Below are 15,838 nucleotides of genomic sequence, written 5' to 3'. Positions count from 1 at the left end.
AGGGGTCAGCAGCACCAGCTGCCGTGCGACCCGCTCGGGCTGGAACAGAAGCCGTACAGGGAGTCACTGGGGTCGGTCAGCGCGGCCTCGGCCGCGCTGCCGCCGACGTAGAGCGGCCCCGCGGGGTTGGCCTGGCCGTACGCGCTCTCGGCGCCCGACAGCCACGCTTCGAGAACGGCGGACTGCACACGGGTCTGGGGCATGGGCGGGCCTCCGGAAGTAGGAGTTGGGGACGGATTGTCGAGACCTGAGTATCAGCCGGACTCAAAGCCTCCTCAGCCGCCTGATCCGGCCACGCTCACGCGGGTTTCGTGGGGCTCAGGACGGCCCTTGGGACAGGAGGGAGCGCACGCGCTCGGCCTGGCCCTCCCGGCCCTGGGTCTCGTACAGGGCCAGGGCCTGCTGCCATGCCGCTCGGGCCGGGCCCTCGTTGCCCAGGGTGCGGTGGGTCTCGGCCAGGTTGGCGAGGGTGTCGGCCTCGTTCGAGGAGTCCGCGTAGCCGCGGAAGAGGGCCAGGGCCTGCTCGTAGTACTCCACGGCCTGTTGCTGTCGGCCCGTGTGGTGGGCGATGTAGCCGAGGCTGTCGAGGGTGGAGGCGGCGTCGGCGGGGCGGCCGTGCTCGCGGTAGAGGCGCAGCGCGTGCTCGCAGTGGGTCTGTGCCTGCGGGTAGCGGCCGAGCCGGGCGTGCATCCAGCCGACGGCGTTGAGCTGGTTGGCCTGCCAGACGGGGTTGTCCAGGCGCTGGTAGAGGGCGAGGGCGCGCAGGGCGTGTTCGAGGGCACGCTCGTCGTCGCCGTGCTGCTCCCAGACGCGGCCGAGGGTGCGGCAGATGTGGGCCTGCCCCGCGATGTCGTCGGTGCGTTCGGCCACGGTGAGGGCAAGGCCGATGTGGTCGAGGGCCGCGCCGTGGTCGCCCGTCAGGGCGCGGGCGTGGCCGTAGCGCCAGTGGGCGAGGGCCCTGGGCGCGGGGGCGTCGCCGTGCCGCTCGGCGGCACTGAGGGCGGCCCGCCAGGCGGTGAGGTACTCGGCCAGGTGGTAGCCGCCCTGGTGGTACGAGATGAGCGTCCAGGCCAGTTGCCAGACGTGCGGGAGGCGGCCGGTGTCCAGGGCGAGGGACTGCACGGCGAGCAGGCAGGCGTGTTCGGCGTCGAACCACCGCAGCGCGGCGGCGGTGTCCGCCGGGCGCAGCGGGCCGCAGCCGGGGGCCGGGGGCTCCGGCCTGACCATGAACGGCGTGTTCGGCCCGTCGAGGAGCCGGTTGGCGGCGAACGCGGTGTGCAGATGGAAGTCGACAAGACGGTCGAGGGCTGCCTCGACGTCCCTTTCGGACCGCCGGCGGGCGGCCTCTGCGGCGTACAGCCGGATCAGGTCGTGCGTCCGGTAGCGGCCGGGGCGGTCCTGGCGGACCAGGTGCGCGGCTTCCAACTCGGCGAGGAGCACGCGCGTCCGGGCTTCGGGCAGTGCCGCGAGGCTCGCCGCGGCGGCCGGTGCGATGTCCGGTCCCGGGGCGAGGCCGAGGAGCGCGAACAGGGTCGCGGCCGCCGGAGTGAGCGCTTGGTACGAGGCCTCGCAGGCGGCGCGCAGACTGGCGGTGAGGTCACCGGCGTCCAGGGCGTCGAGGCGGTCGGCGGCCCGGCTCAGTTCCGTGGCCAGGACGGCGAGCGGGGCGTCGGGCTGGGTGGCGGCGCGGGCGGCCACGATGCCCAGAGCCAGCGGCAGGCCCGCGCAGTGGTCGAGGAGCGCGTCCACGGCGGCGGGTTCGCCTGCCATCCGGGGCAGGCCGAGATGGCTGACCAGAAGCCGGTGTGCCGCGTCCCGGCCGAGGACGTCGAGCGACAGCGACCTGGCGCCGTGCGTGGCCACCAAGGCGGTCAACCGACTGCGGCTGGTGACCAGGACCGTGCAGGAGGGGCTGCCGGGCAGCAGCGGGCGGATCTGGTCGGCGTCGCGGGCGTTGTCCAGCACGATCAGCATGCGGCGTTCGGCGACGAGGCTTCGGTAGAGCGCGGCCCGCGCGTCCGGGTCCGACGGGATGCTGTCCGGGTCGGCGCCGAGGGCGTCGAGGAAGCCGCGGACGGCGGTGGGCGGGGGCATCGGCGGCGCCGCCGGGTCGAAGCCGCGCAGGTTCACGTACAGCTGGCCGTCCGGGAAGCGGTGGGCGTTCTCGTGCGCCCAGCGCACGGCGAGCCACGTCTTGCCGACGCCGCCGATGCCGCCGATCGCGGAGATGACCACGGTCCCGCCCCGGCCGTCTGCCGCGGCGGCGCCCAGGGTCTTGGTGAGGCGGTCGAGCTCCTCGTCGCGCCCTGTGAACACCCCTGGTGAGGCGGGCAGTTGGCGGGGCACGGGCGGCGGTGCGGCAGGCGGGAGGCGCGGCGGGGTGAGGGGGAGGTCGCCGGTGAGGATCCGCTGGTGCAGTTCCCGCACGGGGCTGCCCGGGTCGACGCCGAGCTCGTCGGCGAGGCGTTCCCTGAGGCGGCGGTAGTGGGCGAGGGCATCGGCCGTCCTGCCCGCCCCGTGCAGGGCGAGCAGGAGCTGGCCCGCGAGGCGCTCGTCCAGCGGGTGCGCGTCGGCTCTCGTGGTGAGCGCGGCCAGGAGTTCGCCGTAACGCCCTTGCCGAAGGGCGATGTCGGCGCGGTCCAGGTCGACCGCGTGCCGCTCGCGGGCGAGGGCTTCGCGCAGGGCGTTGAACCAGGGCGTGTCCAGACCGGCGAACGCCTCCGCCTGCCAGTGGGCGAGGGCCTGGTCGTACAGGACCGCGGCGTGTCCGTCGTCCGCCGCGGCCCGGGCCTCGGCCACCAGGTCCCGGAAGCGGTGCAGGTCCACCGCCGAGGGATCGACGGTGAGCCGGTAGCCGCCGGGCCGCTTGTCGATGTGCGCCCCGGTCGTCCCGGCCTGGCCCAGGGCCTTCCGCAGGCGGGACAGATAGCTGTAGAGGGAGGACCGGAACCGCTGCGGGGGCCGGTCCGCCCAGACGCGATCGGCGAGTTGGTCCACGGACACGGTGCGATTGGCGTCCACGAGGAGCGCCGCGAGCACGCCGCGCTGGCGCAGGTGCCCGATGCCGAGCGGTCGGCCGTCCAGCAGGACCTCGACGTTTCCGAGCACCGCGAACCGCGCCGTCACCGCACCGACCCTCCTGCCCCCGTCGCCCGCGCCCGGCCGCTCCCCGTCGGTACTCGGCCGTTCCCGGCGCCTGTCGACGCGCGCCGCACGGCGTCCCGCGGGCCTGGTCGCACCACCCTGACCGGGACATTCAAGGTTTGTCCAAGGCTTGCCCCACCTTGACCGAAACAGGGTGGGGCCGAATCAACCAAAAGGGGCTGGCTCATGCCTTTTTGCGATCCCGGGCCGTTCGGCGAGGGCGGCCTGGATCATGACGTGGCCGCGGCCGCACGGGGTCAGTCGGCCACGGCCTCGATGACGGAGAAGGGCGGGGCCGCCGCCAGCGGGGTGACCGAGGTCAGGGCCAGGCCCGCACGGTGGCACACGTGCTCGAAGTCGGTGCGGGTGCGTTCCCTGCCGCCCACGTTCACCATCATGTTGAGGTCCGTCAGATAGGTGATCCCGCCGTCGGTCACGTCGGCATCGGCGTGGATGTCGACGACTTCGGGCAGGACGGGCTCCACGATCAGGACGCGTCCGCCGGGCGGCAGCACCTCGCGGCAGTGGCGCAGGATGGTGACCGCCTGGTCGTCCGTCCAGTCGTGCAGGACGCTCTTGATCAGATAGAGGTCCGAGCCCTTGGGAACCGAGCGGAAGAAATCCCCCGCGGTCACGGAGCAGCGGTCCGTCAGACCGTGCCGTGCAAGCGTCCTCGGCGTCCCGGCCAGGCCATCCGCCGTGTCGAACACCACTCCGGTGAGGGCCGGATGGGCGTCGAGGACACTTGCCAGGAGGGTTCCGTCACCGCCGCCGACGTCCGTGACCGAGGTGAACCGGCCGAAGTCGAAGGCGTGTGGCAGCGCGGCGGCGGTCTCCGCGACGGCCTGGCTCATCGCCGCGTTGAACTGCCCCGACAGTTCGGGGTGGTGGCCGAGGTGACTGAAGAAGTCGGTGCCGAAGAGGGTGTCGAAGGCGACCTCGCCGGTGCGGACGCTGGTGTCCAGGTGCTCCCAGGCGCGCAGCAGGGTGGGGTCGGTGAACATGCCCACGAAGGACGTGAGGGACGCGGGGTGTTCGGGGTCGAGGAGCCCGCCCGCGGGAGTCAGCGAGAAGCGGTCGGGGGCGTGTTCCTCCAGCAGGCCGAGCCCGGCCAGGGCGCGCAGCAGCCGGGTCATGGGCTGGTGTGCGGTTCCCGCGTCGGCGGCCAGGTCCGCGGCCCGGCGCTGTCCGTCGCCGATGAGTTCCACCACCTTCAACCGGACCGCCGCGCGCAGGGTTTGCGCGGCCATGCTGCCGAACGCGAGCCGGACGACCAGTTCGCCGTCGGCCGCCTCGGCCGCTCGGACATCGGTTTTCGACATGGGTGTCTCCCTGTTCGTGGGGTGTGTGCCCTCTACGTGAGATGTACGGGCTCTGTGCGAGCCCGGTCAGGCGGCCGACGTGGCCGTGCCGGCCAGCGCGCCCGGCGTGCACCCGGCGAGGGCCTGTACGTCGCGATGGAGATGGGGCTGGTCGACGTAACCGCAGGCCAGGGCGGTGTCACTGGGGTTCTCACCGGCGCCGAGCGCGCGGGCGGCGCGGTCGAAGCGGACCAGCATGGCGGCGCGCTTGGGGGTGAGGCCGATCTGGTCGCTGAACCTGGACCACAGCTTCTTGCGGCTCCAGCCGCAGGAGGCGGCGAGGTCGGCGACCCGTACGCGGCCGCTGCTGCGCACGATGGTCTCCCAGGCGGCGGCGACCTCCGGTGTCATCGCGGGGGCCGGGGCGGCCCGCCGGGTGAGGAACGCGTCGGTGAGTGTGAGCCGTTCCTGCCAGGTCGCGGCGGCGGCGAGCCGCTCGCGGAGGTGTCGCTCGCGGTGCCCCCACAGGTCTTCGAGGCTGGTGATGGACCCGTCCAGTTCGCGTGGGGAGACGCCGAGCACCGCGTAGGCGGCCCGGGGTGACAAGGTCACTTCGACGCACTCGACCCGCTCGCCGCGGATCCGGGCCGGGCCCGGCGTCAGCGCCGCGACGAAGCTCCGCAGGCGCCGGTCCCCCGTGGCGCTCTCCACCGTGACCGGGTCGTCCCCGAGCCCGATGACGACGACCACGGCGGGCTGGGGAAGCACGCGCAGGTCGAGGCCTGCCGCGGCACGGTCGCGGAAACCCGCCATCCGGACGCCGTCGAGGGACGCGCTGCCCGGGGCGACCTCCCAGCCGTCCTCGACGTCACGGGCAAAGGGGGCGGGCCCCGCTTCGTTTCTGTGCATGTCTCCACAGTCGCCGACTCCGGCGGTCCTGTCTTGGACGAAAGTTCCCGCGGTCCCACCCGCACGGGTGCCGTGCGGCGGGCGGGCGGCGGCTCCAGCCGCCTCAGCCCACCGGCACGAGCCCGCTCCGCCGCAGCATCGGCAGGATCTCCTCCTCCACCGCGGGAGCGAGCCGTACATCGGTCTCGGTGCCCGCGATCCAGCGCAGACGGGCCAGTTCGGCCGCGGGCCGTGGCACCTGACTGAGGCCCGCGGTGAAGACCGTCAGATGCAGGGGCACCCCTTCAAGGGCCGCCGTCGACTCGATCTCGGCCAGGAACGTCGGCGCCACGGGACGGACGCCCAGTTCCTCGTCCAACTCCCTGACCAGGGCCTCCAGCGGCTCCTCGCCCGCGTCCGGCTTGCCGCCCGGCAGATAGAACACGTCCGGGGCCGCCTTCTTGCTCACGACCAGCAGACGGCCCTCCTGGACGATCACGGCGGCCACGACGGCCAAGGACTCCGGCCCGTCACGCAAGGAGTCCGACCCGTCGCGGCCGCCGTCGGCGACCGCTCCTCCGATATGTGCCATGCACATCATTCTCGCAGGCGCCTGCCGCCGCGCCCGCGTCGGCCGGTCACAACCGGGCGTCCCGGTGGGTCGGTTCGCCGTCGACGACGGTGAGCAGCACCGGGAGGTCGGGCAGTTCGGTGGCGGCGGTGGTGAGCGGATCGGCGGCGAGGACGGTCAGATCGGCGCGGTGGCCGATCGCGATGCGGCCCGCCTCGTGCTCCTCCCCGGCCGCGTAGGCGGGGTTGACGGTCATGCCCTGGAGCGCCTCGAGGGCCGTGAGGGCCTGCTCCGGGCCGTGCGGGTCCTGGGTGAGGTCGCGGCTCGGGCGCCGGTGGCGGGCCCCGGCCATGACGCCGAGCGGCGGGGCGGGAGCGATGGGCCAGTCGGAGCCGAGGACGACGACGGCCCCCGAGTCGTGCAGGTCGCGGCAGCGCCAGGCACGGGCGGCCCGCTCCTCGCCGAGGCGGCGCGACCAGTTGTCGGTGTGGTCGGCCCGGGTGAAGTCGCAGCAGTGGGTCGGCTGCATGGAGGCGACGACGCCGAGCTCCGCGAAGCGGCGCAGGGTGTCGTCGGGGACGGTCTCGATGTGCTCGACCCGGTGCCGTACCGCGCGCCAGTCGTCGGCCTGGGCCTTCTCTACGGCGTCGAGGACGTGGCGTACGGCCGCGTCGCCGATGGCGTGGGTGGCGGTGGGCACTCCAGCGCGGTGGAGCGCGCCGATGACGCGGGTGTACTCCTCGGGGTCCGGCCAGAAGGCGTCCCGGGACTCGCCGTGGCAGTCGGGCTGTTCCAGCCACGCGGTGCCGTTGTCGATGGTGCCGTCCATGAAGATCTTCACGCCGTCGGTGCGCCACAGGCGGCCGCCCGTGCCCTGCTGGTCGATGAGTGCGCGCAGGCCGTCGGCGTCGGTGCCGGGCTGGCACCAGGGGGCGACCCGCAGCCTGAGCGGCAGGTGCCCGGCCTCGTCGAGTTCGGTGTAGAGGGCGAAGCTGTCGCCGTTGGCGTCCATGGCGTGACCGCCGGTGAGGCCCGCGGCGGCCATCGTCCGCAGCGCGGCGGCGAGCCGGTCGCGGCGCTCCTCGCGGGTGGGCTGCGGGGCGGCCCGCCGCACGAGTTCGCAGGCGGCCTCTTCCAGGAGCAGCCCGGTGGGCCGCCCTTCGGCGTCGCACACCACCTCGGCGGTCGCCTGGTCGAAGGTCCGCGGCCCGTCGACGTCCGCGAGTTCGAGGGCGCGCCTGCTGGCCAGCATGGAGTGGGCGTCGAAGAGCAGCAGTTGGGCGGGGACGCCGTCGAGTACGTCGTCGAAGGGGGCGGTCGCGACGGGGACGCCCGCGAACACGTTGGGGTCGAGGCCCCAGCCGCGCAGCCACGCGCCGGGGGCGAGGCCGCGCACCTCGCGGGCGAGCGCGGCGCGCACCTGGACCACGTCGGTACAGCCCGACAGGTCAAGGCCGTCGGTCAGTTCGGCACCGGTCACGGGGTGGATGTGGCCGTCGACCAGGCCCGGTGTCACCACCGCGCCCTTGAGGTCGATGACCTCGGTGGCGGGGTCCGCGAGGGCGCGGACCTCCTGGGCGTCTCCGAGGGCGGTGATGCGTCCGCCCGCCGCGGCGAGCGCGGTCTGCGGCAGGAACTCACCGGACACCGGGTCGAGCAGACGGGCCGAGAGCAGGATGAGGGAGGTGCGCACGGGGGTCTCCTTGCGGGGTCGTCGGTGGGAGCGGCGACGGTCTGCGTTCTTGCTGCTGCGTACTGCGTACTGCGCGTACTGGCGGCTGCCTTCTGGCGGCTGCGTGCTGCGTGCTGCGTGCTGCGAAGGGAATCGGTCAGGATCAGCGGCGGCACGACACGGGCAGACGTGCCGCCGGGGGAGGTCAGTCGGACGTCGTGGGCCTCAGCGCGCCCGGTTCCAGGCCGAGTTCGCGCTCGGCCGTGATGGCGGGAAGGCACAGCACCTCGGGCGGGCTGTCGAGGGCGTCGCCGCTGTTGACGAGCGCGCCGAGGCCGTCGAGCACGACCAGGATCCGCATGGCCGTCACCATCGGGTCGTCGGTGCGGAACTCCCCCCGTGCGACGCCGTCGCGGATGTGCCCTTCGAGCCGGTCGCGCCAGGCCGCCTCCTGCGCGGTGACGCGGGCGCGCAGCGCGGGTCGGTAACGGCTGAGGTGCCGGGCGTTGAGCCAGAGGCGGCTGAGGTCGTCGAACGCCTCTCCGACGGCCAGGGCGAAGAACCGCGCCAGGTGCCGGGTGCAGGTGGCGTCCGCCCGGTCGGCCGGGAGGAGTTCGTCGAGTTCGGAGCCGGCGGCGGTGCCGTAGGCCTCGGCCACCAGGTCGTCCACGGCCGGGAAGTAGTGGCTGATGAGTCCCGGCCTGACGTCCAGTTCCTCGGCGATGCGCCGGAGCGTGATGCACTCAAGCCCCTCGGCCAGTGCCACCCGAGCCGCAGCCACAACGATTTCCGCACGTCGAGCCGCTGGAGACTTACGGATTCGCTTGTTCTGGAGCCTTGACGTCATGGAATCCATGCTATTGAGTGTGCGACCAATAAACAAGCAGGTGGGTACCCAGCTTCCGGAGGGGCCGCATGGCGTCCACGCTTCCCGACCCGCACGAAGTCCCCCTCAGCCCCCGGACGGCGCATCAGGAGGCGCCGCCCCCGACGGGCGGGGCGGGCCGCATCGAGGCCCACGGCATCGACCACATCCCCGAGCAGGAGCGGCACGGCCACCCCCGGCGGCTGTTCTCCGTCTGGGCCGCGGCGAACGTCAACTATCTGAGCCTCATCGTCGGCGGCACCCTGGTCCTGATGGGCCTGACGCTGTGGCAGGCCCTCGCGGTGATCGTGACGGGCAATCTGTTCTGGTCGCTCACCGGGCTGCTCGCCGTATCCGGCCCGGCCGCGGGCGCCCCGAGCGAAGTGATCACGCGCGCGATGTACGGAATCCGCGGCAACCGCGTCAACAACGCGGTCGTCGGCTGGATGATCTCCGTCGCGTACTTCGCCCTGAACCTCGCCGCCGCCGCGACCGCCGCGTTCTCGCTCGTCGAGAAGACCGGTGCCACCGCGAGCACCGGCGTGAAGGTCGTCGTGGTCCTCGCCATCGCCGCGCTCACCCTGACCATCGGCGTCTACGGCCACGCCACCATCATGAAGCTGTACCTGCCGATCACCCTGGCGCTCGCCGCGGTCTTCGCCGTCGTCGCGGTCTGCGTGTTCCGGCGCGCCGACTACGCCTACGCGCCCGTCGAGCCGCTGACCGGCGCGCAGTTGTGGGCGGTCCTCATCTCCGGCGTCACCCTGGTCGGCGCCGCTCCGCTGTCGTACACCACCAGCGCCGACTTCTCCCGCTATCTGCCGAGGACGACGTCCGCCAAGGCCGTCCTCGGCTGGACCGCCCTCGGGGGCTTCCTGCCCGGCGTCGTCGTGTGCTCCCTCGGGGCGCTGGCCGCGACGGCGGTCGACATGGCGGACCCGCAGGCCGGGCTCCAGGGGATCCTGCCGGGCTGGTTCGACCCGGTCTTCCTGCTCGCCCTCGTCCTCGGCACGATCGCCCTCAACGCCCTGACCTCCTACAGCGCCGGGCTCGCGCTCCAGGCCGTCGGCATCCGCATCCGCCGTTCCCTCAGCGTGATCGCCGACGGCACCGCCGCGGTCTCCCTCACCCTGTACGCGCTCCTCGTCTCCGACTTCCTCGACACCGTCAGCAACGTCCTCCAGCTCACCGTCGTCCTGCTCGGCCCCGCGACCGCCGTCTACGCCACGGACATCCTGCTTCGCCGCAACCGCTACGACGGTCGTGCCCTGATGGACGAGACCCGCGCCGGCCCCTTCTGGTACACCGCCGGGGTCAACCCGGCCGGGGCCCTGGCCCTGGCGGGCGGCGTCACCGCGGCGGCCCTGTGCGTCGACACCCTGTACACCGGGCCGGTCGCCGGGGCCCTGGGCGGCATGGACCTCTCGCTGCCCGTCGGCATCGTCGTCGCCTCGTCCCTCTACACGATCCTCACCCGGGCCACGGGCCGCTGCCGCGACCGCGGTTGAGGCGACAGGTGTGCCCGGCACCGTCCGGGGCAGGGGCGAGGGCGGTGACAGGAGGTGCACATGGTCCATCTGGCGATGCCCCTGTGGGGCCTGCGGAGCGGGCAGGGCCCCCGGCAGCTCTCCGAACTCGGGCTCGCCCTGCTCCTCTCGAGCCTCATCGGCTGGGAGCGCGCGGCCCGGCACAAGAGTGCCGGGCTGCGCACGTACACCCTCGTGGGCGTCGCGAGCGCGCTGATGATGGAGGTCTCCCAGCACGGCTTCGACGGCGCCCTCCGGCTGGCCGACGTGTCCTTCGACCCCTCCCGGGTGGCCGCGCAGATCGTCTCCGGGATCGGTTTCATCGGCGGCGGCCTGATCTTCGTACGCCAGGACGTGGTGCGGGGCCTCACCACCGCCGCCGCGGTCTGGCTCACCTGCGCGGTGGGCATGGCCTGCGGCGGCGGCCTGCCCGTGCTCGCCCTGGCCGCGACGGCGCTGCACTTCCTCGTCGTGCGCGGCTACCCACGGCTCGCCGCGCGGTGGTTGCCCCGCGCGAGCGGCTCCGCCTTCGCCCTGCGCATGACGTACCGCACGGGTACGGCCCTCCTCCCCCAGCTGATGGAGACGTGCACCCGGCGCGGATTCCGCATCCTCCAGGTCAAGGTCGACCGGCTGCCCGGCGGGAGCGATCCCGCCGCCCGCGTCCTGCTGTCCCTGGAGGGCACCGCCGACACCGGCAGGCTGGCCGCCGAGCTCTTCGACAGGGACGACGTGATCGAGGTCGAGGTGACCGCGGCCACCGACGAGGAGTAGTCAGCCGCTCCTTGACCTCAACCGAACTTCACGTATGAGCATCTGAGGCATGACGAACGACACCACCGCTCTTCAGGACTCCCTCCCCGCGCCCGTGGAAACCCCGGGTCAGCGGCCCGTCGGCGCCGGGCCGCTCTCCGAAGCCGCGCTCGACGCCCTGGCCGATGCGCTCGCCGTCGAGGCGACCATCATCGGCATCGGCGAGTCCACGCGGTTCTCCCGGGACACCTTCGGCATCCGTGACCAGCTCTTCCGTCGGCTCGTCCGGCGGCACGGCTTCCGGGCGCTCGCCGTGCAGGACAGCGCCGACGTCGCCGCCGACCTCGACCGGTACGTGCGCGGCGGCGCGGGCTCGGCCGAAGCCGTGCTCGCCGGTGCCTGGCGTCCGTGGCGCACCGCCGAGATGGCCGAAGCCCTCGACTGGATCCGGGAGTTCAACCGGGACCACCCGGACGATCCCGTACGGGTCTTCGGCGTGAAGCCCGCGCAGGCGCGGTCCGACGACTACGACGCGGTCCTGGACCACGTGCGCGCGTCCGCCCCGGAACTCCTCGCGGACGTGGCGTCCCACCTCGACCCGATCCGGACCGCGCACGACATCGACGAGCACGTGCAGCGCGCCCGGGGCACGCATCCCGGGCGGCCGTTCGCCGAGCACGCCCGCGACGCCCTCGCGCTGATCCGGGCGCTGCCCGGCATCGGGGACGACGACGTCGTGACCCGGATGCGCCTGATCGAGAGCTTCCACGCGGGCAGCGTCGCCGGGCGCGGCAGCTTCACGAGCGACACCGCGAGGGAGGCGGACGCCCTCAGTGACACCCAGCTGCGGACCGGCCTGCGCATGGTCTATTGGGACGGGATCGCGCACACGGCGGCGGCCGGGACGACCATGGGCGACGCGGCTCCCGAGTCCGGTCCACAGCCCACCGCCGGCACGCTCCTGCGGGAACGCCTCGGCGCGCGGTACGTCTCCGTGGCGATCGGCTTCCACCACGGTGACCTGGGGGTCGTCGCCGTTCCCGAGCCGGGCGCGGATCTCCTCGACGCACGGCTCGGCGAGACGGATACGCCCGCACGCTGGCTTGACCTGCGCCACGACGACGTACGCCGCCAGTGGGACGGCCCCGCGAGGCTCCGCGTCATCAGCGGCGTCTACGACCCGGCGCAGGACGCGTCCCAGTACGTCGCGGTCGCTTCGCTGGCCGACGCGTTCGACGTGCTCGTCCACGTGCGCCGGGCGACTCCCGTGCGGTGGCTGGCCTGACCGTCAGGCGCGGCCCATCTGCCCCGACTCCCAGGCCCAGGCCGCGATCTCGACGCGGTTCCGGACGGCGAGCTTGGCCTGGATGTTGACCAGGTGGCTCTTCACGGTGGCGACGGAGATGTACAGGTCGGCGGCGATCTCCTGGTTGGTGCGGCCGCGCGCCACGAGCCGGGCGACGTCCAGCTCCCGCTCGGACAGCTCGTGCGGTGCGGCCCCTTCGGCCGCCGCGCCGCACTGCGGGCCGTGCCGGTCCGCCATGCGCGAAAGGAGCCGCAGCGTGACGGCGGGCGAGACCAGGGCGTCGCCGCGGGCGGCGGCGCGCACCGCCTCCACCAGGAGACCGGGCCCGGCGTCCTTGAGCAGGAAGCCGACGGCGCCGGAGCGCAGGGCCTCGTCCAGGTAGTCGTCCTGGTCGAAGGTGGTCACCACAACGACGTGCAGGGGGTCGACCGCGTCCGGACCGGCAAGGAGACGGGTCACCTCCAGGCCGTTGAGCTTCGGCATGCGGACGTCGACCAGGCACACGTCGGGGCGCAGCCGCCGGGCCAGCTCCACGCACGCGGCGCCGTCCGCGGCCTCGCCGACCACCTCGATGCCGGGCTGCGCGGCGAGGATGAGACGGAAGCCGGTGCGCACCATCTCCTGGTCGTCGGCGATCAGCACGCGCAGGGGCGCGGTGGCGGTCTCGGGGGTCGTAGCGCTCATCGTGGTCAGTGTGGCAGGTGCGCCGGGGGGAACTCGGCGCGAACCCGCCAGCCCCCGTCCGGGGCGGGCCCCGCGTCGAAGCGGCCGCCGAGCGCCTCCACCCGCTCGCGCAGGCCGACCAGGCCGAGCCCGCCGCTGCCGCCGGGCGGCGGCCGCTCCCCCGCGGGCGCGGGCCCGTTGCCGACCTCGACGCGCAGTCGGCTGCCGCGCGCCGTCAGACGTACGCGGACCTCGTCGGCCCCGGGTGCGTGGCGGCGCACATTGGTGAGGGACTCCTGCACGACGCGGTGCGCGGACGTCTCGACCTCCGGTGCGAGGGCGAGGGCCCGGGCGTCGGCGGAGACGTCCAGGGTGGCGGCCGCTCCCCCGCCGTCGCCGTGCGCGGCCACCAGGGCGGCGAGTTCGGTGAGCAGGTCTGCGGGCCGGGTGGGGGCGTCGGGCGCGGCCCGCAGCACGTGCACGAGGCGCCGCATGGAGGCGAGCGTCTCCGTACCGGCCCGCTCGATGCCCGCCAGGAGCGGGTCGAGCTGCTCGGGCGCGGTCTCCCGGATGGTGCGGGCCGCCTGGGCCTGGACGACGATGCCGGTGACGTGGTGGGCGACGAAGTCGTGCAGGTCACGGGCGAGGGCGAGGCGCTCCGCCTCCTGCACGGCGCTCACGGCGCCGGCCCGGCGCCGGTCCAGGGAGCGCAGGTAGCAGCCGAGCGCGAGCGCGCCGCCCGCCGCGACCGTCAGCAGGAAGGCGAAGGTCTGGGCGTCCGAGGGGAAGCCCATGCGCACCGGCGCGGCCGCGATCGCGACGGCCAGGAGCGGGCAGAGGACGTACGCCGCGGGCACCCGTGCCGTCCGGGCCGCCACGGCGAGCAGCGCGAGCAGGGCCGCCGACTCCAGCACCCCCCAGCTGCCGCCCGCCGGAGCGAACCGGAGCATCCCGAGCGTCAGCGCCCCGGACGCCAGCGCCGCCGCGGCCGTGAGGGTCTCGACGGCGACGCGGTGGCACGCGAGCAGTGCCCCAAGGGCCAGGGGACCGGACAGCAGCGGGAGCCGGGATCCGTCCGGTCCGTTCGACACGAGGTCGCCGAGCCAGAGCAGCAGCGCGGGCGGCAGGGCGAGGAGCAGCATGCGGCGGCGGTTCACACAGCGAATGTACGGACCAGGTCGTACGCGGGGGCTCAACCGAAAGCCGGACCGGCGCGGCTCCGATCCATCGAATGGCTGAGGCGGCGCCCGGCGGCGCTCGGCGACCGTGGGGATACGCAGCATTCCAGGACTCCTGAAGAGAGCGACGCCCATGCCCCGAATTCCGCGCACACCGGCCTGTGCCCTCGGCGTGGCCGCGCTCGCCGTCCTTGTGACGGCGTGCGGCGGCTCGTACAACCCCTTCGACGACCACCAGGAGAAGGCGACGTACAAGACCGGGGCCGAGGCGAAGGAGGACCGGAAGTCCGTGCCGCGATGGCTGCCGGACGACGCCACCGACGTCTCGTACGTGATGTCGACGACCGGCGAGGACCGCATCCTGCGGTTCACGGCGAAGGACGGCGCGTTCCCGGCCTCCTGCGTGCGGGGGAAGCCGCAGGGCAAGCCGCGCCTCAAGGCCGACTGGTTCCCGTCCGACGTTGCCGCGAAGGCCGGCTTCAACTGCGGCTCCTGGTCGGGGGCGCGCATCGGGGGCGCCCTGTACGCGTGGCAGGACCGCGACGTCGCGTCCGTGGGCCGGGGCACGGCAGCCGCGCGGATCCCGGCGCAGCGCGTCGCCTGGAAGGCCTGCCCCAGCGGGGAGGGCATGCCCAAGGGCGCCGACTGCGGCACCGTGCGTGTGCCCGTCGACTGGAAGAAGCCCGGCGGCAAGAAGATCGACATCGCTGTCGCCCGGCGCACGGCCACGGATCCGGACCGGCGCGTCGGCACCCTCGTCTTCCTGCCCGGCGGCCCCGGCAACTCCGGCGTCGACACGGTCCGGGCCACCGACGCGTGGGGCAGCCTCGAGCGGCGCTTCGACATCGTCAGCCTCGATCCGCGCGGTGTCGGCGCGAGCAGCCCGGTGCGCTGTCCGGCCGGGCCGTACGTCGCCATGGCGGGGGACAAGAAGCCCGCCGCCTCGGCCGCGGAGTTCGCCCGCGAGCGGAAGCGGGCGAGCGCCTTCGCCGAGGACTGTGCCCGCGCGTCCGGCCCTGTGGCCGCGCGCACCGACGCCACCAGCGTCAGCCACGACGTCGAGACCGTGCGCGCCGCGCTCGGTGAGGACCGCGTGTCCCTGTACGGGCACTCGTACGGCACCGTCTACGGTCAGCGGTACGCGCAGCTGTACGGCGAGCGGGTGCGGGCCGCCGTGCTCGACGGCGTGATGGACACGGCGGTGAGCCGACGCGACTTCAGCGCGACGAGCGCCCGCGCCCTGGAGCGGGCCTACGGACAGTTCGCCCGGTGGTGCGGCACGAGCGACGAGTGCGCGCTGGGCGACAAGGACCCGCGCACGGTCTACTGGCGCGTGGCCGCCAAGGCCGCCGACGGGACCTTGCGCAACGACGGCAAGAAGGTCACGCCCGCCGCCCTGAACGGCACGCTCGACCAGATGCTCCTGACCCCGTCCTGGCCGGTGGTCGGCGAGTACCTCCAGGCCCTGGACAGCGGGAAGCCCTGGCAGGAGGACGCCGAGGAGCAGCCCGCGGCAGAGCTGCTGCCCGTCGCCGACCAGGCGGTGTGCGTCGACCTGAACCTGCGCGCCCCGGACGCGGCGGCCTACCTCGCCGACCAGAAGGCGGCCCGTGAGGCCGCGCCCGCCTTCGGCTTCTCGCCGAACGCGGTCGGGTACGCCAACCTGTGCCTGGGTCTTCCGGAGCGTCCCACGCCCCGGGCGGCGCGGCCCGAAGAGTTCCGCACCGAGAAGCCGATGCTGCTGATCAACGCCCGGCACGACAACGCCACGCCCGTCGACTGGGCCCGCTCCGTCGCACAGCGTCTCGGCGACAAAGCGACGCTCGTGGAGGTCGACGGCTGGGGGCACGGCGCGAAGGTCTTCAACGGCGGCGGCGAGCGGGAGGCCATCGTCGACTACCTCACGCGCCTGGCCGTGCCCGCGCCCGGCAGCGTGGTCAAGGGCAGCGTGCCGCCCGGCGCCTGACCGCA

13 protein-coding genes are annotated in these 15,838 nt (G+C 73.9%); 4 read left to right on the top strand and 9 right to left on the bottom strand.

Annotation, left to right across the window (positions count from 1 at the left end; genetic code table 11):
* Window positions 1-5: 5 nt before the first annotated feature.
* From CP982_RS40715 to CP982_RS40685, 7 genes are all read right to left on the bottom strand, one after another.
* Window positions 6-203, bottom strand: a complete 198-nt coding sequence (locus CP982_RS40715) for a DUF6229 family protein (protein WP_150515099.1) — start codon at window positions 201-203, stop codon at window positions 6-8.
* Window positions 204-318: 115 nt separating this feature from the next.
* On the bottom strand, window positions 319-3,126 hold the full coding sequence (locus CP982_RS40710; RefSeq protein WP_150515098.1) for an AfsR/SARP family transcriptional regulator: 2,808 nt from the start codon (window positions 3,124-3,126) through the stop codon (window positions 319-321).
* 275 nt (window positions 3,127-3,401) lie between these two features.
* Window positions 3,402-4,466, bottom strand: a complete 1,065-nt coding sequence (locus tag CP982_RS40705) for a methyltransferase (protein WP_150515097.1) — start codon at window positions 4,464-4,466, stop codon at window positions 3,402-3,404.
* A gap of 66 nt (window positions 4,467-4,532) precedes the next feature.
* Complete coding sequence (locus CP982_RS40700) at window positions 4,533-5,354, bottom strand: helix-turn-helix domain-containing protein (RefSeq protein WP_150515096.1); 822 nt, start codon at window positions 5,352-5,354, stop codon at window positions 4,533-4,535.
* Between the two features lie 103 nt (window positions 5,355-5,457).
* Window positions 5,458-5,925 carry an NUDIX hydrolase gene (locus tag CP982_RS40695; RefSeq protein WP_150515095.1) on the bottom strand — a complete coding sequence of 156 codons (468 nt, stop codon included), beginning with the start codon at window positions 5,923-5,925 and terminating at the stop codon, window positions 5,458-5,460.
* A 46-nt stretch (window positions 5,926-5,971) separates the two neighbouring features.
* The gene (locus CP982_RS40690) at window positions 5,972-7,597 is read right to left on the bottom strand and encodes an amidohydrolase (RefSeq protein ID WP_150515094.1); all 1,626 of its coding nucleotides are present in this window, start codon (window positions 7,595-7,597) and stop codon (window positions 5,972-5,974) included.
* Window positions 7,598-7,781: 184 nt separating this feature from the next.
* Window positions 7,782-8,423: a TetR/AcrR family transcriptional regulator gene (locus CP982_RS40685; protein WP_150515093.1), complete on the bottom strand. Its 642-nt coding sequence runs from the start codon at window positions 8,421-8,423 to the stop codon at window positions 7,782-7,784.
* Window positions 8,424-8,491: 68 nt separating this feature from the next.
* Between CP982_RS40685 and CP982_RS40680 the strand changes: the two genes are divergently transcribed.
* Genes CP982_RS40680 through CP982_RS40670 form a run of 3 tightly spaced genes read left to right on the top strand, consistent with a single transcriptional unit; the run spans window position 8,492 to window position 12,005 of the window.
* The gene (locus tag CP982_RS40680) at window positions 8,492-9,949 is read left to right on the top strand and encodes a purine-cytosine permease family protein (RefSeq protein WP_150515092.1); all 1,458 of its coding nucleotides are present in this window, start codon (window positions 8,492-8,494) and stop codon (window positions 9,947-9,949) included.
* Window positions 9,950-10,009: 60 nt separating this feature from the next.
* Complete coding sequence (locus CP982_RS40675) at window positions 10,010-10,741, top strand: MgtC/SapB family protein (protein ID WP_150515091.1); 732 nt, start codon at window positions 10,010-10,012, stop codon at window positions 10,739-10,741.
* A gap of 49 nt (window positions 10,742-10,790) precedes the next feature.
* Window positions 10,791-12,005: an erythromycin esterase family protein gene (locus tag CP982_RS40670; protein WP_150515090.1), complete on the top strand. Its 1,215-nt coding sequence runs from the start codon at window positions 10,791-10,793 to the stop codon at window positions 12,003-12,005.
* Window positions 12,006-12,008: 3 nt separating this feature from the next.
* Here CP982_RS40670 and CP982_RS40665 read toward each other — a convergent pair whose 3' ends face one another.
* Together CP982_RS40665 and CP982_RS40660 are read right to left on the bottom strand one after the other, a co-directional pair.
* Window positions 12,009-12,710: a response regulator gene (locus tag CP982_RS40665; RefSeq protein ID WP_150515089.1), complete on the bottom strand. Its 702-nt coding sequence runs from the start codon at window positions 12,708-12,710 to the stop codon at window positions 12,009-12,011.
* A gap of 5 nt (window positions 12,711-12,715) precedes the next feature.
* Complete coding sequence (locus CP982_RS40660; protein ID WP_229879119.1) at window positions 12,716-13,846, bottom strand: sensor histidine kinase; 1,131 nt, start codon at window positions 13,844-13,846, stop codon at window positions 12,716-12,718.
* A gap of 154 nt (window positions 13,847-14,000) precedes the next feature.
* Here CP982_RS40660 and CP982_RS40655 point away from each other — a divergent pair, with 154 nt between their 5' ends.
* A complete protein-coding gene (locus CP982_RS40655; protein ID WP_150515088.1) occupies window positions 14,001-15,833 on the top strand; it encodes an alpha/beta hydrolase in 1,833 nt (610 codons plus the stop codon).
* The last annotated feature ends 5 nt before the right edge of the window (window positions 15,834-15,838 follow it).

Origin of the sequence: Streptomyces spectabilis, from assembly GCF_008704795.1 — a bacterium.
GTDB lineage: Bacteria > Actinomycetota > Actinomycetes > Streptomycetales > Streptomycetaceae > Streptomyces > Streptomyces spectabilis.
This window is presented reverse-complemented; position numbering and strand designations above follow the sequence as displayed.